Genomic DNA, 20,821 nt, shown 5'->3' with positions numbered 1-20,821 from the left:
TCATGCTTTTGTGTGGTGCTGTCCAATACCGGTTCACCCATCGTTATTGCATAGCACTGTCGTGTTTCAATAGTTGAGGAATCCATAGTGTCCCGTACTATTATGCTTGTTCCGGTTGGTGCCGGTGTTGGTCTTACTAGCGTAAGCCTTGGTGTGCTTCGTGCAATGGAGCGCAAAGGTGTTCGCGTTTCTTTCTTCAAGCCTATCGCCCAGCCGCGCCACGGCGGTGATCAGCCAGATCTAACAACTAACATCATCACTGCTAACAGTGATATGAAAGTGGCTGAACCTTTCTCAATGGCTAGCGCCCAAGAGCTTATCAGTAACGATAAGAGCGATGTGCTGCTAGAAGACATCGTTGCACGCTTCAAAGAATCAACAGCTGATGCTGAAGTTGCGCTAATTGAAGGTCTTGTGCCAACGCGCAAGCATCCGTTTGCTAACCAAATCAACTACGAGATTGCTAAAACTCTGGGTGCGGAAATCGTATTCGTTGTTGCTTCTGGTACTGATAACCCAGCTCAACTTAAAGAGCGTATCGAAGTAGCATGTTCTAACTTCGGCGGTATCAAGAACAAGCAAATTGCTGGTGTTATCGTTAACAAGCTAAACGCACCTGTTGACGCAGAAGGCCGTACTCGCCCAGATCTGTCTGAAATCTTCGACGACGCTGAAGCCACTGTACCTTCAAATGTTGAAGTTATGCAGGTATTCAACTCAAGCCCTATCCGTGTACTTGGTTGTGCACCTTGGAGCGCAGAGCTGATCGCGACTCGTTCAACTGACATCGCTAAGCACCTGAACGCTGAAATCATCAACAAAGGTGATATCGCGACTCGCCGTATCAAGAGCATCACTTTCTGTGCACGTTCTATCCCGCACATGGTTGAGCACTTCCGTCCTGGCTCTCTGCTAGTGACTTCTGCAGACCGTCCTGATGTAATCGTTGCTGCATGTCTTGCTGCAATGAACGGCGTTGAAATCGGTGCCCTACTGCTTACTGGCGGCTACGAGCTACCTAAGCCAGTGATGGACCTATGTGAGCGCGCATTCAAAACAGGCCTACCTGTTATGACTGCACTGGGTAACACTTGGCAGACATCTCTGAACCTTCAGAGCTTCAGCCTAGAAGTACCTGCAGACGATAAAGAGCGTGTTGAACTGGTTAACGAATACATGGCTAGCCATATCGACGGCCAGTGGATTGAATCGCTAACAGAAGGTTCAGCGAAAGAACGTCGCCTAAGCCCACCTGCATTCCGTTACGAACTAACGGAACTTGCACGTAAAGCAGCTAAGCGTGTTGTCCTGCCTGAAGGTGACGAACCACGTACCGTTAAAGCAGCAGCTATCTGTGCTGAGCGCGGTATTGCTGAATGTGTGCTTCTTGGTAACCCAGAAGAGATTAAGCGTGTTGCTGAGCAACAAGGCGTAACACTCGGTGCTGGCGTAACCATCATCGATTCAGAAGCTGTTCGTGAAAACTATGTTGCTCGCCTTGTTGAGCTTCGTGGCGCGAAGGGCATGACGGATGTTGTTGCCCGTGAAAAACTTCAAGATTCTGTTTTCCTTGGCACAATGATGCTAGAAAACAATGAAGTTGACGGCCTGGTTTCTGGTGCTGTTCACACAACGGCGAACACTATCGTTCCTCCGTTCCAGATCATTAAGACTGCACCGGATGCGTCTATCGTATCTTCAGTATTCTTCATGCTACTGCCTGATCAGGTACTGGTATACGGTGACTGTGCAATCAACCCGGATCCAAACGCTGAGCAGCTAGCAGAAATTGCTATCCAGTCTGCAGACTCTGCAAAAGCATTTGGCATCGAGCCTCGCGTTGCAATGATCTCATACTCTACCGGTACTTCTGGTAAAGGTGCAGACGTTGATAAAGTACGTGAAGCAACTCGCATTGCTCAAGAGAAGCGTCCAGATCTAATCATCGATGGCCCTCTTCAGTACGATGCTGCGATCATGGAAAACGTTGCTGCTTCTAAAGCGCCTAACTCGCCTGTAGCGGGTAAAGCAACGGTATTCGTATTCCCTGACCTAAACACAGGTAACACGACTTACAAAGCAGTACAACGTTCAGCTGACCTAGTCTCTATCGGTCCAATGCTTCAGGGCATGCGTAAGCCAGTTAACGACCTTTCGCGTGGCGCACTAGTAGACGATATCGTATACACAGTGGCACTAACGGCGATTCAGGCAAAACAAGCTGAAGAAGCAAACTCGTAAGACTTTCTTGCTTGAATGCACTCTTGTGTAAATAATTTTTCAATGCCCCGCAGTGCGGGGCATTTTTTTATCCTTACAAAACCAATTGCTCATCATTTCAGCTGAATATTTATTCTCTCTTTTTTCACGCAACCAACAGCATATATTGACAGGTGTCACAATCTCTACCTAAATAGCAGAATTATTCGTTAACAGTATGTTTTTTCGGAACCTGTATACCACTTTTTGTGTAGTTGTTGGTTTATAAACCCACCTTGTGAACTTAGTGCAGAAGTTCGAGCGGCTTTTAACTTATATGAAACAAGGATAATGGAATAATGTTCTGGATACACCTGTTACTACTGCTAGCTGTTATTTTGATCGGTATACGCCATGGTGGTATAGCCTTCGGTCTACTCGGGGGCCTCGGCGTCTCGGTAATGACATTTGTTTTTGGTATCGCCCCGGGCCAACCACCCGTCGGCGTTATGCTTATCATCCTCGCGGTGGTTGCCGCCTCGGCGACCCTAGAGGCCACTGGCGGCTTGAAGCTACTGGTAAAATTTGCCGAACGCCTGCTTCGTAAACACCCTGAGCATATTGTCTTCTTGGGGCCGATTTGTACCTACTCCCTGACGGTGCTGGTTGGTACGGGTCACTCAGTGTATCCACTACTGCCTGTTATTTATGACGTTGCCTACAAAAAAGGCATCCGTCCTGAGCGCCCGATGGCAATGGCAAGTGTTGCTTCACAAATGGGTATCACAGCCAGCCCAATTGCTGCTGCTGCTGCTGTTGTTATGGCAACAGCCATGGACAACAACCTAGATATCAACCTGGTCAATGTGTTGATGGTGACGATTCCAGCCACCTTCGGCGGCCTACTTATTGGTTGTTTGTGGAGTTTGAAACGCGGTAAAGACTTGGATGCAGATCCTGAATTCCAAGCGCGTATTCAAGATGAAGAATTCCGCAATAGCTTGGTCGATCCCGAGCAGGAAGGCTCAGCGGAAGAAGAAGCGGAACATCAGCGTACGGCGAAAAAAGGCCTGACTGTGTTCCTACTGGGTATTCTATCGGTGATCGGTATTGCTTTATTCAGCAAGCAGCTACTGCCTCAAGGCGTTGGTATGTCGGTAGCCATTCAGTTCCTGATGCTATCAGTCGGTGCGATTATCCTACTGACCACCAATATTTCACCTAAGCGTATCGTTAACAGCAATGTGTTCATTGCCGGTATGAGCGCGGTAATTACTATCTTCGGTATCGCCTGGTTCAGTGACACTATCATCGGTCACCACAAAGAATACCTGGTTGATCTAGTTAGCGGCATGGTCAATATCTATCCGTGGTCATTCGCTTTTGCCATGTTCTTCGTGTCTGCCTTCCTGAAAAGTCAGGCTGCAGTATTAACTATCATGCTACCACTTGGTTTTGCATTGGGTATCGACCCAGCGGTACTGATTGGTGTGCTGCCGGCATGTTACGCTTACTTCTTCTTCCCGTTCTACCCAAGTGATCTGGCGGCTATCAGCTTTGACCGCTCAGGCACTACGGCGATCGGCAAATACGTTCTAAACCACAGCTTCATGCTCCCTGGCTTCATCGGTGTCGGCTCAGCAACGATTATTGGTTACTTCATCTCAATGATGGTTAACTAAGACAGCTCCCTATTACCAAGATATCGAGAATAAAAAAGGCCGCTACATCCGTAGCGGCCAACATGTCAGACTCGAATCAACACAAGAAATCAAATACCAAGCAGACACCTCAACTTGGTATAACGACTAACTCAATACCAAGCTAGTAAAACGTAGAACACCGTACTCCCCACTTACTTGCTGCGTAAGTAGATAATCCAATACCCCATCCCCACAAACACACCACCACCAATGATGTTACCCAGGGTCACCGGGATCAGGTTATTGATAACAAAATTACTCAAGGTCAAATCGGCAAAGTCCGCTGGATTCATCCCCGTCATTTGCCAGAACTCAGGTGTTGCAAGATACTTGATACCAATTGCCATAGGTACCTGAAACATATTGGCAATGCAGTGCTCGAAGCCCGATGAAACAAACATCGCGACGGGCAGGATCATGACCAAAATTTTATCGGTCAAGGTACGGCCACTGAAAGTCATCCATACCGCGACACACACCAGGACATTACACATCACGCCAAGGGCAACCGCCTGGGTAAAGTCGTGATGCAACTTGTGCTGGGCGATTTGCATCGCATTGATACCAACAGCACCACTTCCGGACATGTACTGCTTGGTCATTAGCATGATACCGACTAGCAACAGGGCACCGATCAGGTTACCGATATAGACAACCCCCCAGTTCAGCCACAGGCTCTTCCAGCTGATCTTTCCACTAGCACGGGCAACCAAGGTCAGTACCGAGCTGGTAAATAGCTCGCCACCAGTGATCACAACCAAGATCAAACCTAGGCTAAATGCCAAACCACCAACAAAGCGCGACATTCCCCACGCCATATCACCGGTACCGGTTGTCACTGTGGTATAGAAGACAAACGCGATACCAATATGCATCCCTGCAGTGATCGCCAGCAGCAACGACTTCATTGGATCTTTGGTCGCCTTGCTTACACCTACCTCGGCCGCTTTCTCCGCCATTTGCGGCGGTAATAGCGAATCAAACTGATTCTGACACATATTGTTTGGCACCTGACACATCTTGAAACACACAAAATTAAGGAGGCGAGATAGTGGCTTTTATCACACAAATATTCAAGCCATTGCCAAAACAATAATTCGATATATGCGAACGAATAACTCGGATTTACCGATCTAATGAGTTGTGTAAACATTGAGTAGCATATCCATACGCCAAAGGTTTACATATCACCAACATATTGTCACATTGTCGCTGTTTTCTGTGTTAGATATTTTGTAATTAGAACCCTAGTTACTGCAATATCTGCCTTGATAACAACGATTTTTCCAGTGCCAATACTTGATCAACTACTTATCCAGATTGGTATAAACACATTTCAGGGCGGGTCACCAAGATCAAAAAAGGCGACCTTGCTGGTCGCCTTTTGTTCATGGTGAGTAATTTATCAACTACACCAGTTCAACCTGACAAATGACCTCATCATCAAACGACAACACTTTAAGCGTGTCATTTTCCAACAGGCCATAGCTTGCTTGGTATTCGCCACGCGGAATCGTTACCGATCCCGGATTATAGAGGTATAGCGCTTCTTTCTTATCGGCAACCGGTAAGTGAGTATGACCTGACACCACGACATCACCATCACGTAAGCGTGGGTGCTTGTCACCGTTATACAGGTGGCCGTGGGTTAGAAAGAGGCGGCGGCCATTTGGCAGCAGTACAAGGTTGTAGTCCGCCATCATCGGGAAATCCAACAGCATCTGGTCAACATCGCTGTCGCAGTTACCCCTGACCGCGGTGATCTTTTCTGCATGCTGATTGAGCTGCTCAGCCACGTCAATCGGTGCGTACCCTGCCGGCAACGCATTACGTGGACCGTGGTTTAGTACATCCCCCAGCAGAATTAAGTGTTCAGCACCACTTTGCTCAAACTTGGCAAGGGTACGACGGGTGCTTTCGGCACAGCCGTGGATATCAGAAGCAAAAAACAATTTCATGTCTGGTGATCTTTCTTCGAAACAGGATGCAGAGATCCTACACCGAACCCCATGACAATGCCATTACGTGAAATATGACTACTCGTCCCGCAGCATACCGTTCAGAACGATATTATTGTAGCTCACCATGCCAATGATCCTACCGCTTTCAATGACCGGTGCCCGGCTGATGCCAAAGCGCTCGAACAAGCGGGCACAATAGCGGACATCCATGGTGGCGCTGACGGATAAGGCCGGTTTGGTCATGATCTCATAGATATTGGTCCGCTCCGGCGATCGGTCCAGCGCCAATACATTCTTGGCAATATCGTTCATCAAGACGATACCGTATTCATCATCATCGTTACGCTTATTGACGATCAGCGCCTTGATTTGCTTTCTCTTGGCTATGCGGATTGCCTCGGCAACCGTAGTTAGCCCTTCGACAATCGCGTAGGTGTCCATCATTACATCCCGTACCCGGACCAAGGTGTCATTATTCATAGCTTTGCCTCAACGACTTTGGTTAATGTTTCTACCTGATGGGCTACGCCCACCGCATCCTCGACATCGAGCTGTACCGCGATCCCTTGCCCCGACGATGAATCAAAGTCTCCGACATGCTCTATCGTTTCCAGAATGGTCCGCGCTAAATGTTCCTCTACAACAAACAAGATCACATCACGCTGAACATCAAGCCCGAGGCCGAAAAACGTTTTCTTTTGGTACAACCCTTCCCCACGGGCATTGTTGATCACCGTCGCCCCAGTCGCCCCGGCTTTGCGGGCTGCATCCAAGACAGCATCGGTTTTCGAATCTTCAACAAAAGCCAATAACAGCTTAAAGCGCATTTTCATCTCTCCTCTTTGCCTGCCTTGCCGACAACTGGGCATAACCCATTACCGTGATCATCGGAAACAAACTGGCGAATGCAATTAACCCGAATCCATCGAGCATCGGGTTTCGGCCCGGCACTGTGGAAGCAAGTCCTAGGCCTAGGGCCGTTACTATCGGCACCGTTACCGTCGATGTTGTCACACCGCCGGAGTCATAGGCCAAGGGTACAATCATTTTCGGTGCAAAATAGGTCTGCACCACAACCACGCAGTAACCCGCCAAAATGTAATAATGCAGCGGATCACCAGCCACAATGCGATAACTGCCAAGAGCAATACCTACCGCTACCCCCAACGCAACCGCCACACGCAAACCGTTGACACTGATTGTATCGCCTGAAACTTGATTGGCCTTTATCGCAACGGCTATCAGGGACGGTTCGGCGATGGTGGTACTGAAACCGATAGCTGCAGCAAAAATATACACCCAGTAATACTGGGTCCAAGGGATTTGCTCTGGGATCCCCTCTCCACTGTCAAACAAGAAATCCATGGCGGTTAACTGGGCTGCCATTGACTCACCCAGTGGGAACAAAGCCAGCTCAAGCCCCAGCAGAAAAAATGATAACCCGACAATGACGTAGACAAAGCCCAGTGCGACTCTGGGCCAATTGGTCACAGGTCGGCGTAACACCGCGAGTTGAAAGCCAAATATAATGATGGCGATCGGCAGGACATCACGTACCGTCATCAGCAAGGTCGTGAAAAAGTGAGGAATAATTCCGTTGAGATCTGTCATTCCAGCCTCCTAATGCACCAACATGCCGTAGGCCATGACAAATATCATGGGCGATAGCGAGGCAAAAGCAATTAAGCCAAAACCGTCAACGATCGGATTACGGCCCTTGATCGATGATGCCAACCCCACGCCTAGCGCAGTCACTAGAGGCACGGTTATGGTTGATGTCGTCACCCCGCCAGAATCGTAGGCAATTCCGACAATGGCCGCTGGCGCAAACCACGTCATAATCATCACCAACAGATAACCACCAATAATCATCCATTGGATAGGCCAGCCCTTTAGTATCCGTATCACCCCAAGCATAATCGCAATCCCTACCGATAAAGCAACGGTTAGGCGCAAACCGGTCGCATAATCCAACTGGCTCATTGCATCCGGGGCGATCAGGCCCCCCTCGGCAGCGACTTTAGCCGCTTCAGCCGCAACGGCAGTAAGCGCAGGCTCTGCTATCGTTGTTCCAAACCCGAGGCAGAAGGCAAACAATAGCAGCCACCAAACACTGCCCTTGCTGGCAAAGGATCGGGCCATCGACTCGCCGATAGGAAACAGTCCCATCTCCAGCCCAAATACAAACAGCGTTAACCCGACCACGACAAACGCCAAGCCGACCAGGATCGGGCCAAGGTGTGGCAGCGGTTGCTGAAGAACAACCAATTGGAAGAAGCTGATCACCAAGATGATCGGCAATAAGTCACGCAGGCTAGACAACAAAGATTTCAGCAGGGCGAGCAAAAAAGTCATTCCACCTCCTGACTGTATCCCGGCATTAGAAAAAGGGTATACCTTCAAGGTACTCCCCATTAACAATTAGACACAGCTTTTATGTACCAACACGAGAGCTAGCACACATAACCTTATGTCATAAGGAGGGGATAACAAGCTCTTGGTTTAGCTATACTTATATCTTTGGGGTAAACACCATTGAGTTTGGCAGGCACAGCCATAAAGGAGCAGCATGAAAATATTAGTGACTGGCGGGACCGGGTTCATCGGCTCGGCATTAATCAATGCGCTAAAAGAGCATGACATCACCGTATTGAGCCGCAACCCGACCAAAGCCAGCCAAAACCTCGGCAGCAGGATCAACGCCGTTGCCTCTCTGGACCAATTCGAAAACCTTGATAATTTTGAAGCCGTCATTAATCTCGCTGGCGAGCCCATAATCAACAAACGCTGGAGCCCGCAGCAAAAAAAGAAAATTTGCCACAGCCGTTGGGACCTGACAGAGCAATTGGTCAAGAAGATACAAGCCGGCAACCAACCACCCCATACCTTTATCAGCGGTTCGGCTGTGGGGATATATGGCGACCAGCAAAACACGGTCATCGACGAGTCATTTACCATCAGCGATCATGTTAACCACGATGACTTCGCCCACCATGTATGCCAACAGTGGGAAGATATTGCCAATGAAGCCTGCAGTGATCAGACCCGGGTCTGCCTGCTGCGTACCGGTATTGTGCTAGGTAAACATGGCGGCGCATTGGTAAAAATGCTGCCACCTTACCAGCTGGGACTTGGCGGACCGATCGGCAATGGTTCGCAGTACACGCCCTGGATCCACTTGCAGGATATGGTGGACGCGATTGTCTTTTTGCTGCACAACACCTCTGCCACTGGCGCATTCAACCTAACGGCCCCCGAACCAGTGACCAACAAGGTATTCAGCCAATCTCTGGCCAAGGCCCTGCGTCGTCCGCATATTCTGTTCACGCCTGCTTTTGTACTTAAATTGGCACTTGGCGAAGCATCCTCCCTACTTTTGGAAGGGCAACGTGCCATCCCGCAAAAACTACAGGCACTCGGCTTTGATTTCAGCTATCGAGATATTGATTCGGCCCTCAAGAACATTGTTGCGGCTTAATCTTTTCGCCTCCACCTGATAAGAGGCTCTCTTTACATAAACAGTAAGGAGAGCCTGAGGGATATTACCGCGAGTCGCTCAACCACGCACAGGTAACAGCAGGCTATTGATCATCGAGCGGATGATCAGCACCACCAAAAGAAGAGACAGCAAAGGCACAACCAACCACACCCCCGGGTGCCAGCTAACAGGGAGCTCAAAGCCCCACTTCACCAAAGCGGCAACCACCGATTCAGCACCAGCCGCTGCCATTACGCCAGCCAGTAAAGCCATAATGCCATACTCCCCCCATACCGTGGCCGATACCCTTTTACGGCTGGCCCCCAAGGTGCGGTACAAACGTATTTCATCCCGCCGCTGGGCCAAACTCAAGCGCAGCAAGGTCATTACCAATAGCAGCCCGCTGACCACACCCAACCCCGCCAATACCGACAGCGACAACGACACCTGCTGCATGATGCCCTGGATACGGGTGGCCATGGTACGCAAATCAAGCAAGGTTACCGTGGGATAATCCCGGCCAAGCTGGTTAACCACGGTCTCCTGATCAGCCTCGACACGGAAACTGACCAACCAAGTGGCTGGCAATTCGGCCATCACATCGGGTGTGAAAATAAAATAGAAATTGGGTCGCATGTTACGCCATTCAACATCGCGGATACTGGTCACTTTGGCACTGAAAGGCTGGCTGTTAACGTTAAACGCCAGCTCATCGCCAACGGTGATCCCCAGTCGCTCGGCAATCCCAGACTCAACCGAAACCCCGCTTTCCTTGTTCCATTCTCCGGCTGTCAATTCGTTATGAACCGGCATGGACTCACGCCAAGTAAAATTGAGCTCGCGGCGCAGCGACTCGTCACGCTCTTGACTGCCTTGCTGGGCCCTTTCCAACAAATCCTGTTGATTGATATGGGTTATCCGGCCACGGATCACCGGATAACTATCGGAGCGCATCACCTGCTGCTGATCCAGAACGTTCAAGTACTGCTGTTGCTGCTCCGGGCTGATATTGAGAGCAAACACATTGGGCGCATCGGCAGGCAAAGTCTGCTGCCAGTCCGCCAGTAAATCGGAACGAAGCAACCAGATCACCGACAACAGCATCAACGAACTAGTCAAGGCAGCCAACTGCGCCCCTGTCGCCATCGGACTACGGTTTATTCGGCTTAGCGCCAAGGTAATTGCTGGTCCCCAGCGCCCCCGCTTTAGCCCCCGTACAATGGCGACGCCAAACACGGCGAGAATGACAAGGATCGCTGCCAGCCCCAATAGGGTTAGCCACATCAATCCGTTGCTTCCTAACCAAAACAGACCAGCGACCAGCGGCAACAGTGCCAGCAGATAAGCTTTATTATTTCTCGGCCAATTCTCCTGCCGCTGGATCACCGAAATAGCGGGCGCATCGACCAATCGCAACAGCGGGATCCCCATCCCGGGTATCGCGACCAGCAAAGCAACCAATACACTCACTGCCAGCGGCGTAAAACCGATCCCTGGCAGAGGTTCTGGCAACACATCCACCAATGGGACCCGCAGCAAATATTCCAATAAAGCCCCGATGGCTATTCCGGCAACCAGAGCCAGGGCAAACAGCATGGTCAACTGGCGCGCAAGCCACTGCCATAGCCACTTGCGGCTCGCACCGAGGCTTTTCATCATCGCCACTACCTCGGTTCGAGTTGAGGCATAATGCATACAAGTCAGCACCAAGGTCGCTGTCGCCATCAATATCACCAATATCAGGGTGAGCGACAGGTACTGGCGGGCTTTTTCAATCACATCACCGGTACGTCCCTGCGAGGTTTCGCTCAACCAGCGCTGTCCGGGCTCAAGCTCTATCTGCTGCTGCAACGCTTTGAGCTGGCTATCTGCGCCGGTGAAGTAGGCCCGGTACTGCACTCGGCTTCCCGGCTGGATCGCGCCGGTGCTTTCCAAATCGTCGGCGTGGATCAGTACCGCAGGCATCTGGCTAAAGGGGTTAAACGATAACTCTGGCTCTTGTACTATCGTCCCGCTAACCGTTAGCTCGGCATCACCAATCGCCAATACATCTCCGGGCTTGACCTTCAATAAATCAAACAACCGTTCAGCCAACCACAGCTCGCCGGGCTGGACTTGATGATGAGTGTCAACTGGGCTTTGCAATTCAAGCTCACCCCGAAGCGGAAAGTCACTTTCAACACTTTTGACACTGACCAACTGCATCGCTTCATCGCTGAAGGCCATGGTGCCAAAACGAACCTGCTGGGATACAGTCAGCCCAAGTTGCTCAGCCTTTTCCAAGGTTGGTGTCTCAACAGGGTTGGCCGAGCGGAACACCAAATCAGCAGCAATCATGGATCGCCCCTGATCAACCATGATCTTCTCAACCCTAACGACCAATGCAGCTAGAGCAAACACGCAGGCAATAATCAAAGTCAGGGCAACGGCCACTGGCCATAATTGGCCATGCCAAAGCTCGCGCCAACTCCATTTGAGTAGCATCGAGCGATTCGTTACTGAAGACTCAGATTGAATATCAGTCATTTCTGTCATGCGGCTACCAAGCTCCCACTTTCCAGCGTCAAGGTCCGATCACAGCGTTGTGCCAATTGCGGATCATGGGTCACCAACACCAGAGTTGTACCGTGATCGCGGTTAAGGGCAAACAGTAGCTCAATAATCGTAGCGGCAGTATGTTGGTCGAGATTACCGGTTGGCTCATCGGCAAACAGAACTCGGGGACGGGTCATAAATGCTCTTGCCAACGCAACCCGCTGTTGTTCACCACCGGATAACTGTGCTGGTAAATGCACTTCCCGCCCAGCTAGCCCAACTTTATCAAGCAGCTCACGCGCCCGCCCTTCATCGGCTTCTTCGCCTTTGATGATGGCTGGCAACATCACATTTTCCAGTGCCGATAACGAAGGGATCAACAAGAAGCTCTGGAACACAAAACCTATACTGTCACTACGCAGTGCTGCTCGCGCTTCATCATCCATCTCTGCCAGAGGCTTGCCTAATAATTCAATACTCCCTTGGCTCGGAATATCAAGACCGGCTAACAAGGTCATCAAGGTTGACTTACCTGCCCCTGACACACCGACCAAAGCAATTGCCTCGCCTTGCTCGACCTCGAGCGAAACATCCTGCAAAATGGTGAGTGACGATGATGCTGTCGTCACCTGCTTGGACACTGATTCAGCTTTAATCACGGATGTAGACATGATGCGATTCCTTTCATTCATTTTTGTTCTTGTTTTTACTCAGCAGACCTTTGCTGCAACCCTTGTCGTGCTGGGTGACAGCCTCAGTGCCGGATACCAAATGCAGGCTGAGCAGAGCTGGCCAAGCCTGTTAGATACTGAGCTTGAAAAATATGGCCACGACGTCACCATCATCAATGCCAGTATTTCCGGTGACACCACTGGCAATGGGATGGCTCGACTTCCCCTTCTGCTAGAGCAGCACCAACCAGACTTTGTCTTGATTGAGCTCGGTGCCAATGACGGGCTTAGAGGATTTCCTCCTACAACTATACGCAATAATCTGGGTGAAATGATCACCCAGATTGAACAAGCTGGGGCTTATCCACTGTTGATGCAAATATTTGTACCGCCTAATTATGGCAAGCGCTATAGCGATCAGTTCGCAAAAGTGTATCAAGATATCAGCAACCAACTGGAGATCCCACTGCTGCCTTTTTTCCTCGAACACATTATTCTCAAGCAGGAGTGGATGATGGATGACGGCTTACACCCCAAACCCGACGCTCAACCTTGGATAGCCGAGTTCATGGCCAAAGAAATTGTCCCACACCTTTAACAAACACAATTCACCAAAGATCCGTTTGACAAGGAATGCTCCCGACGATGCCTAATAACACACTCCGTATTCTGATCACCGGCTGCAGCAGCGGCATTGGCTACCATTGCGCAAAATCACTCCATCAACAAGGCCATCACGTTGTTGCCAGCTGCCGTCGGCAAAGCGATGTCGATAGATTAAAAGAGGAAGGCTTGCACTGTGTGCTGATGGACATGGATGACGAAGCCTCCATTGAGCAAGGATTTAGCGATATGCTTGCCATCACTGGTGGCACATTGGATGTGTTGTTCAACAACGCCGCCTACGGTCAGCCCGGCGCCCTTGAAGATCTGCCAACCCACGCCCTGCGTCAGCAGTTCGAAAGCAACCTCTTCGGTTGGCATCACCTGACGAAACAGGCTATCCCTGTAATGCTGCAACAAGGCAGCGGAAAAATCGTCCAGAACAGTTCTGTACTCGGGCTCGTGGCGATGAAATACCGCGGCGCTTACAATGCCAGTAAATTCGCCCTCGAGGGATATACCGATACCTTGCGCTTAGAATTGGCCAATACACCGATCAAAGTCAGTTTGATTGAACCCGGACCGATTGATAGCCAGTTTAGGGCCAACGCCAAGGTAAAGTTCGAGCAATACATCGATATGCCTAACTCCCGCCACTTGGCCAACTATCAGAACACCCTAGGCCGACTGGGCAAAAAGTCACCATCAGGCAAATTCACCCTTGGCCCCGAGGCCGTTTTGAAACCATTACAAGCCATCATGGAAACCACTGAGCCAAAAGCCCGATACTATGTTACTCAGCCAACATACATTTTCGGCTTCCTACGCCGTATTTTGCCAACTCGGCTGCTCGACGCCCTGTTAATCAAAAGTGATTAACACACTGAACACCTTAGCCCAATGATAGCCAAGGTTAATGGTGCTCAATAAACCCTCATAAAAAATAGCTAGTTATAAGTAACTGGGTTCAAAAAAGCACCATCGGGGAAGAACAAACCTTTAAAAACACGGAATTGCCGGGCGGAAACAATGCTTCCGCCAAAAAAAACAAGAAATGTAATATTTATGTCACACGGCACGGTTAAGCTTGTAGTGTAAATTAAAGGTTACTCCCTACAGACCTTCATTTTCATCCATAACCGTTCCGAAACAAAAAAAGAAGAAAGGTGTGACAATGACATTACGCCAAATAAATATGCTTTGTGTGTGTGTGACACTCGCATTGCTGTTAACGTTTCAATAAAACTGGAGAGCCGGGCTCTCCATTTTTATTCGCTCCGGTTTCACCAGCCTCTGCTGTATTGACTCAAGACCCGCCATTGACTCACTCCTACCCAGATTAATTTTATCCCTGCCAGTACCATCTCACTGCCCCACCTTGAAAATTCACACCTTCCCCCCCATAACTAATTCAACAAAGATATTTATGGCCTACGCGCTTTTTCAGAAGTCCAGGGAGTGAAGATAAACCCATGTATGACCAACTAGCCATTGAACTGAATGAACAGAATCTTCAGCAGGTGATCGAGCAATCGATGCAGACCCCTGTCGTGATCAGTTTTTGGGCCCCATCAATGCCTGAAACTGCTGAAGTTAATCAAATTTTGGAAAAGCTGGCAGCGTCTTATCAAGGCCAGGTCACTCTTGCGACCCTTAACTGCGAAACTCAACCAATGGTTGCAGGACAGTTTGGTGTACGTAGCCTACCGACAGTCGCCGTGTTTAAAGACGGCCAACCCGTTGATGGCGCTGCCGGGCCGCAAACCGAACAAAGCCTTGCCGAGATGCTGGCTAAACACCTTCCAAGCCCTGAAGAACTCGCCTTAAAAGCGGCTTTGGAGCAAGTCGACAACCAGCAGTACAACGAAGCCTTGCCAGTACTGCGTGAACTGGCAACTAAGTTTGCTCAGAACAGCGTGATCAACTTGGCAATTGCCGAATGCCTCCTGGGGACTTCACAGTTTGACGAGGCAGAAACCTTACTTGCCACTATCCCAATGCAAGATCAAGATGCCAAGTACAAGGGCCTGATGGCGAAACTGGAATTGCACCAGCAAGCCAGCGACTCTCCGGAAATCCGCCTGCTGGAAGAAAAACTGTCGGCTGAACCTGACAATCGTGATATTACCTTTGAACTGGCAGTGCAATATAGCCAAGTTGAGCGTGCAGAAGAGGCGCTGGAACTATTGATCAAGCTACTTCGTCAAGACATGAACTTTGCCGATGGTGCCGCGAAAAAGAGCATGATGGACATTCTAGCAGCCCTTGGCCAAGGCAATGCTGTGGCGAGCAAATACCGCCGCCAACTTTACTCACTGCTTTACTGAGTACATACAGCCACTCGAAGCCAGTGATGACAATGCAGAAATAACAAGGCAGGGATATACCCCTGCCTTATCTTTTTCTCAGCCGTTGCGGCATAGACCTTCAATAATTGGACAACTCGCCCCCTCATCACCCGGACACTGCTTGGTCAGGCTCTCCAAAGTCTGCTTCATCTCCAGCAGCTCTTTGATCTTTTCGTCAATCTCGACCAGCTTTTGTTCGGCCTTGGCTTTGACGTCGGCACTGCGCCGCTGTGGATCGCGGGAAAAAGCCAGTAGCTCGCGGCCTTCATCCAAAGTAAAGCCCACCAAACGTGAGCGCCGGATCAAATGCAGCTCATCGATATGCTTGGCACTGTACTGGCGATAGCCATTTGCCGCCCGGCCCGGGGGGGAAATAATGCCTTTATCCTCGTAAAAGCGGATAGTCTTGGCTGTCAGTCCGGTTTGTTGGGCGACATCACTGATATTCATACTCATCCTTACAGCTAATGGAAGGTTATACTTATTAGTATTCGCTGTCTTAGAGCCAGTGACAAGCCCATTTTCGCTTTTCTTGATAAACCTCAAAATGATTTGACCTTCCAGTTGATGGAAGCTTTAAGATAGATTTAAGTGAATCAAACTGTATCACCAGTAAGGCTTTAATATGGTCGACTTAACCCTATCGCTAAGCAAAGTGCGCTGCATGAATTGCGCCAATAAAATCAAAGCGGCCCTCACTGAAATTCCGGGCATCGAGTCCGTTGATGTCAATACCGAGCGGGCTAACCTACGGGGCGACTTTGCTCCACAGGCGGCAGTCGATGCCATCACCCAGCTTGGATACGAAGCAGGCTACCACTACCAGCTACCACTCGCTGGCCTGTCATGCGGCAAATGTGTACGCAAGGTCAAGGATGCACTGGACAGCCTCCCAGAGATCTTTTCAGCAGACGTCAGCAAGACCGAGCTTAGCGCTACCGGTTGTTTACCTGAACCGAAGTTAATTGCGCTGATAGAATCACTCGGCTTCAGCGTGCCCTTTTATGAGACAAAACAATCTGAGCTTACGTCTCGCACTTACGAGCTCTCCCTGTCGGGCCTGAGCTGTGGTAAATGTGTCGCCAAAGTCGAAACCTTGCTCAAAGAGCACGCCGATATTGAAAGCTTCTCCGTGACCAAAACCCATGCCAGCATACAAACCTCACGGGGACAGGCTGAGGTTATCAGTTTGATTGAAGCGGCTGGGTTTAGCGCCTCGCCAGCAAGCGAAAGTGTTGCTAACAAAATCAGTGTTAATCCTGAAGCGGTATTAAACGACATACCTACCAGCAACCCACAGCAAACCAGCCAGTCACAGAATGACAATGCAACAAAGAATGACGAGGTGACCTCTCAACAATTTATCTTGTCGGGTATGACCTGTGCCAGCTGCGTCAGCTCTGTCGAGAAAGCTATTCTCAGCGTATCCGGCGTCTCATCCACTAGTGTCAATCTCGCCGAAAGAACCGCGCTGGTAAGCGGTAGCGCATCAAGTAATCTGATCATTCAAGCTATTGAAGATGCTGGCTATCAAGCTGAACTATCAGAAGATGAACTCACACGTCGTCAACGCCAGCAGGCCCAGAACGAACAGGTTTACCGCCAGCATATCAAGAATGCCTATATTGCACTGACCGTCGGTGGCCCGCTCATGGCGTGGGGAGTATTTGGCGGCAGCATGATGATCACCTCTAGAGCAGACCAGCTAGGCTGGGGAGCCATTGGTCTTATCACTTTATTACTGCTTGCCACTGTCGGTAGGCATTTCTTCGTCAATGCCTGGAAAGCCTTCAAGCACCATCGTGCTTCAATGGACACTCTGGTTGCATTGGGAACCGGTGCGGCTTGGCTGTATTCGATGTTGGTGGTACTGGTGCCGGACTGGTTGCCGATGCAGGCCCGACATGTGTATTTCGAAGCCTCGGCAATGATTTTAGGTTTGATCACCCTAGGCCATGCCTTGGAAGCTCGTGCCCGCAGCCGGACCTCCAAAGCACTTGAGCAGCTAATGGATTTGCAGCCGCAAACCGCCATCATCATGGACAATGGCAAAGAGCGGGAAGTCCCCCTTGCCGATGTCCGTACCGGCATGGTCTTGCGTCTTCATCCCGGAGCCAAGGTCCCAGTCGATGGCACTATCCTTGACGGACAAAGCTATATTGATGAGTCAATGCTGACCGGTGAACCGATCCCGGCCAATAAAAAAGCAGGCGATCCCCTCCATGCAGGTACTATCAACCAGCACGGTAGCCTACTGTTTACCGCAGAAAAAATTGGCCGCGACACTATGCTGGCAAGGATCATTGAGTTGGTCCGCCAAGCGCAAAGCAGTAAGCCGGCACTAGCACGATTAGCAGACTCTATTTCAGCTATTTTCGTACCAGCCGTCATGATCATTGCTATCATCACGGCCATGATCTGGTACTACTTCGGACCTGAACCCTCATCAGTCTATATGTTGGTAACAGCCACTACCGTGCTGATCATCGCCTGCCCTTGTGCTCTGGGTCTTGCGACCCCGATGTCGGTCACAGTGGGCGTTGGCCGCGCCGCTGAATACGGGGTATTGATCCGTAACGCTGAAGCGCTGCAAATCGCATCTGATATCAATACTGTAGTGCTGGACAAAACCGGTACCTTGACAGAAGGTAAGCCTGCGCTTGTCGACAGTAACTGTTATAACGGCTTCAACAAGGGGCAACTGCTGACACTGGCAGCCAGTCTTGAGCAAGGTTCCGAGCACCCCCTCGCAACCGCTATTGTTAACGCTGCCAAAGCAGAAGCACTCAGCCTAGAGCCGCAGCAACATTTTCTGGCCCTGCCCGGCTTTGGCATCAGCGGCGAAGTGTCAGGCCACAGCGTGTTACTGGGCAACCAGAAATTAATGGCCCAGCACCAGATCGCTCTCGTACTCGCAAATTCAGCCGCCGAAAGTGCCAGCGAACAAGGGGCTACGCCAATATATGTTGCCGTCGATGGCCAACTGGCAGGCTTACTGGCCGTCAGTGATCCGATCCGTCATGATTCGGTGGCAGCGATAAAACGGATGAAGAAGATGGGCCTTGAGGTCATCATGCTCACGGGTGATATTCCAACAACCGCCAATGCCATCGCCAGACAGGCTGGTATCGACCATGTCATCGCCGGTGTACTGCCTGACGGTAAAGCCAGCGAAGTGGCAAAGATCCAGCAACAAGGTAAACGGATTGCCATGGTCGGTGACGGCATCAATGATGCCCCAGCCTTAGCCCAAGCCGATATCGGTATCGCAATGGGCAGTGGCAGTGATGTCGCCATTGAGAGTGCCCAGCTGACTCTGGTGCGTCACTCCCTCCATGGTGTACCCGATGCATTGCAACTCTCTAAGGCAACGCTCCGAAATATGAAGCAAAATCTGTTCGGCGCCTTTGTGTATAACACGCTGGGTATTCCGATTGCAGCAGGGATCCTATTCCCGTTCACCGGCGCGCTGCTCAGCCCTGTCGTGGCAGGTGCCGCCATGGCACTGTCTTCCATTACCGTTGTCAGCAATGCCAACCGGTTAAGGCTATTCAAACCTGATGGCGAAGACCGACCAGGTACCCGACTACAACCTAAGATGGAGAGTTAACATGGTCGCTATTATCGGCACCCTTGCCATTGCCTTTATTGTCTGGTGGTTCTGGCTCCAGCCAAAATAGGCCTACCCGACCCTGTCATGAGCTGATATAACAAACAGATCACTGGTTATATCAGCTCACAGGATCACTATGCTGAAATCACTCTTCACCCATACAGCGTTACTTCTGCCTTTCATCGCAACCAGCGTTGTTGCCGAGCCTCTAGTTTGGCAAGCTGAAAATGCCAATCGACAATTTATCATCCTGGGCTCAATCCATGCCGGTGACGATAACTTCTACCCCCTGCCGACAGCGTTTACCACCCATTGGGACAGTGCCGATGCCCTCGTCGTTGAGGCCAATATCCTCAGACCTAGCTCGGCACAACTCAACCCAGCAATCGCAACAACGGCCCAGATGCTGACAGACAGTGAGAAACAGTCGCTTGCTGCCACTGCCAAACAAGCTGGGATATCGTCTTCACCACTGCTTAGCTCGCCACCTTGGTTGGCAGCCATCAGCCTACAGATGAAGATGGCCGAGCAAGCTGGGCTGAGTCCAGATAGAGGCATTGATATCACCTTGCTCAAACGCGCCCAGGCCAAACAGATGCCTATCCTCGAGCTGGAAAGCATCGAACAGCAACTACGTTTGATGGAGCAACTCGATGATCACGGTAAAGATCTTCTGATGACGACGGTCAATGAGTGGGAAGAGATGACCAATCAGCTCTCTTGTCTGATCAGTGCCTGGCAGGCCGGAGATCAACAACAGCTCGCAACCCTGTTTGATGACAGCCAGTACACCGACGAAACCGACGCTGCCCTTATCAACGACCGCAACCACGACTGGGCAAAACAACTAACAAACGATCCGACGTATCAGCGGGGCAAGTTCTTGATCGTGGTCGGTGCGATGCATCTATTAGGAGAGGAAGGGCTTCCCGAGCTGCTCAAGCAACAGGGCTTTTCAATCAAGCAGCTGAGCCAAAGCGAGCAGGGTTCTTGCGGTTAAAAAAGGGCCAGAGATGCGCGACCAAACGGCGCTACTCAACAGCTACAGAAATGAAAAAAGCCCCAGTCTTTCGACTGAGGCTTTATATAGTGGTCGGTGAAGAGGGATTCGATGCGACTGGGCTTCCAGACCTCGACCCTCTGGTCCGCTATTCTCAAAATCCTGAGATGCGCTACCAAGCTGCACTATTCACCGACGATAAATAATGGCTGTATGAGCTTGCCACTATTTTTTAATAGTGGTCGGTGAAGAGGCCAAGATAAGGAATCAGGGAACCCCCGACCCTCTGGTCCACCATACCTAAGAGCAGAGATGCGCGACCAAACGGCGCTATTCAACAGCTACAGAAATGAAAAAAGCCCCAGTCTTTCGACTGAGGCTTTATATAGTGGTCGGTGAAGAGGGATTCGATGCGACTGGGCTTCCAGACCTCGACCCTCTGGTCCGCTATTCTCAAAATCCTGAGATGCGCTACCAAGCTGCGCTATTCACCGACGATAAATAATGGCTGTATGAACTTGCCACTATTTTTAAATAGTGGTCGGTGAAGAGGCCAAGATAAGGAATCAGGGAACCCCCGACCCTCTGGTCCACCATACCTAAGAGCAGAGATGCGCGACCAAACGGCGCTATTCAACAGCTACAGAAATGAAAAAAGCCCCAGTCTTTCGACTGAGGCTTTATATAGTGGTCGGTGAAGAGGGATTCGA

The 20,821-nt window shown here is 50.4% G+C and carries 17 protein-coding genes and 2 tRNA genes; 8 read left to right on the top strand and 11 right to left on the bottom strand.

The window, feature by feature from the left end:
- The first annotated feature begins 102 nt into the window (after positions 1 to 102).
- Together pta and ACVA53_RS12020 are read left to right on the top strand one after the other, a co-directional pair.
- Positions 103 to 2,241, top strand: coding sequence for a phosphate acetyltransferase (gene pta, locus ACVA53_RS12025; protein ID WP_255041069.1), 2,139 nt, complete (start codon positions 103 to 105; stop codon positions 2,239 to 2,241).
- Positions 2,242 to 2,558: 317 nt separating this feature from the next.
- Complete coding sequence (locus tag ACVA53_RS12020; protein WP_255040990.1) at positions 2,559 to 3,881, top strand: anaerobic C4-dicarboxylate transporter; 1,323 nt, start codon at positions 2,559 to 2,561, stop codon at positions 3,879 to 3,881.
- Positions 3,882 to 4,054: 173 nt separating this feature from the next.
- Here ACVA53_RS12020 and focA read toward each other — a convergent pair whose 3' ends face one another.
- The 6 genes from focA to ACVA53_RS11990 form a co-directional block, all read right to left on the bottom strand.
- Positions 4,055 to 4,900: a formate transporter FocA gene (gene focA / locus ACVA53_RS12015; RefSeq protein ID WP_446505227.1), complete on the bottom strand. Its 846-nt coding sequence runs from the start codon at positions 4,898 to 4,900 to the stop codon at positions 4,055 to 4,057.
- A 411-nt stretch (positions 4,901 to 5,311) separates the two neighbouring features.
- Positions 5,312 to 5,860, bottom strand: coding sequence for a phosphodiesterase (gene yfcE, locus ACVA53_RS12010; protein WP_255040988.1), 549 nt, complete (start codon positions 5,858 to 5,860; stop codon positions 5,312 to 5,314).
- A 78-nt stretch (positions 5,861 to 5,938) separates the two neighbouring features.
- Positions 5,939 to 6,343: a CBS domain-containing protein gene (locus ACVA53_RS12005; protein ID WP_255040987.1), complete on the bottom strand. Its 405-nt coding sequence runs from the start codon at positions 6,341 to 6,343 to the stop codon at positions 5,939 to 5,941.
- Positions 6,340 to 6,690: a P-II family nitrogen regulator gene (locus tag ACVA53_RS12000; RefSeq protein WP_255040986.1), complete on the bottom strand. Its 351-nt coding sequence runs from the start codon at positions 6,688 to 6,690 to the stop codon at positions 6,340 to 6,342. Before ACVA53_RS12000 ends, ACVA53_RS12005 begins: the two co-directional genes overlap by 4 nt.
- Complete coding sequence (locus ACVA53_RS11995; RefSeq protein WP_255040985.1) at positions 6,680 to 7,474, bottom strand: DUF1538 domain-containing protein; 795 nt, start codon at positions 7,472 to 7,474, stop codon at positions 6,680 to 6,682. Before ACVA53_RS11995 ends, ACVA53_RS12000 begins: the two co-directional genes overlap by 11 nt.
- 9 nt (positions 7,475 to 7,483) lie before the next feature.
- Positions 7,484 to 8,218: a DUF1538 family protein gene (locus ACVA53_RS11990; protein WP_446505226.1), complete on the bottom strand. Its 735-nt coding sequence runs from the start codon at positions 8,216 to 8,218 to the stop codon at positions 7,484 to 7,486.
- Between the two features lie 214 nt (positions 8,219 to 8,432).
- Between ACVA53_RS11990 and ACVA53_RS11985 the strand changes: the two genes are divergently transcribed.
- Positions 8,433 to 9,341: a TIGR01777 family oxidoreductase gene (locus tag ACVA53_RS11985; RefSeq protein WP_446505225.1), complete on the top strand. Its 909-nt coding sequence runs from the start codon at positions 8,433 to 8,435 to the stop codon at positions 9,339 to 9,341.
- A gap of 78 nt (positions 9,342 to 9,419) precedes the next feature.
- Here ACVA53_RS11985 and ACVA53_RS11980 read toward each other — a convergent pair whose 3' ends face one another.
- Entirely contained in the window at positions 9,420 to 11,876 is a 2,457-nt protein-coding gene (locus tag ACVA53_RS11980) for an ABC transporter permease (protein WP_446505224.1), read from the bottom strand.
- Complete coding sequence (locus ACVA53_RS11975; RefSeq protein ID WP_255040981.1) at positions 11,873 to 12,547, bottom strand: ABC transporter ATP-binding protein; 675 nt, start codon at positions 12,545 to 12,547, stop codon at positions 11,873 to 11,875. Before ACVA53_RS11975 ends, ACVA53_RS11980 begins: the two co-directional genes overlap by 4 nt.
- On the opposite strand from ACVA53_RS11975, the gene tesA reads away from it, so the two are divergent.
- The 3 genes from tesA to ACVA53_RS11960 all read left to right on the top strand — a co-directional run bounded on the left by tesA (position 12,546) and on the right by ACVA53_RS11960 (position 15,477).
- The gene (tesA, locus tag ACVA53_RS11970; protein ID WP_446505223.1) at positions 12,546 to 13,145 is read left to right on the top strand and encodes a multifunctional acyl-CoA thioesterase I/protease I/lysophospholipase L1; all 600 of its coding nucleotides are present in this window, start codon (positions 12,546 to 12,548) and stop codon (positions 13,143 to 13,145) included. The two genes, ACVA53_RS11975 and tesA, sit on opposite strands and share 2 nt — an antisense overlap.
- 47 nt (positions 13,146 to 13,192) lie before the next feature.
- Positions 13,193 to 14,029 carry an SDR family oxidoreductase gene (locus tag ACVA53_RS11965; protein ID WP_446505222.1) on the top strand — a complete coding sequence of 279 codons (837 nt, stop codon included), beginning with the start codon at positions 13,193 to 13,195 and terminating at the stop codon, positions 14,027 to 14,029.
- 593 nt (positions 14,030 to 14,622) lie between these two features.
- Complete coding sequence (locus ACVA53_RS11960) at positions 14,623 to 15,477, top strand: co-chaperone YbbN (protein WP_255040978.1); 855 nt, start codon at positions 14,623 to 14,625, stop codon at positions 15,475 to 15,477.
- Between the two features lie 78 nt (positions 15,478 to 15,555).
- On the opposite strand, the gene cueR is transcribed toward ACVA53_RS11960, so the two are convergent.
- Positions 15,556 to 15,948, bottom strand: coding sequence for a Cu(I)-responsive transcriptional regulator (gene cueR / locus ACVA53_RS11955; RefSeq protein WP_446505221.1), 393 nt, complete (start codon positions 15,946 to 15,948; stop codon positions 15,556 to 15,558).
- 175 nt (positions 15,949 to 16,123) lie between these two features.
- Between cueR and ACVA53_RS11950 the strand changes: the two genes are divergently transcribed.
- Positions 16,124 to 19,108: a heavy metal translocating P-type ATPase gene (locus ACVA53_RS11950; protein ID WP_446505220.1), complete on the top strand. Its 2,985-nt coding sequence runs from the start codon at positions 16,124 to 16,126 to the stop codon at positions 19,106 to 19,108.
- Positions 19,109 to 19,247: 139 nt separating this feature from the next.
- Positions 19,248 to 20,111, top strand: coding sequence for a TraB/GumN family protein (locus tag ACVA53_RS11945; RefSeq protein WP_255040975.1), 864 nt, complete (start codon positions 19,248 to 19,250; stop codon positions 20,109 to 20,111).
- A 90-nt stretch (positions 20,112 to 20,201) separates the two neighbouring features.
- On the opposite strand, the gene ACVA53_RS11940 is transcribed toward ACVA53_RS11945, so the two are convergent.
- Positions 20,202 to 20,306: transfer RNA gene (locus ACVA53_RS11940), tRNA-OTHER, on the bottom strand.
- A gap of 194 nt (positions 20,307 to 20,500) precedes the next feature.
- Positions 20,501 to 20,605 (bottom strand) — tRNA-OTHER (locus ACVA53_RS11935).
- Between the last annotated feature and the right edge of the window lie 216 nt (positions 20,606 to 20,821).

The sequence above is a fragment of the Photobacterium sp. DNB23_23_1 genome, assembly GCF_052873815.1.
Note: the sequence above shows the minus strand (reverse complement) of the source record. Positions and strands in the feature narration are given on the sequence as shown.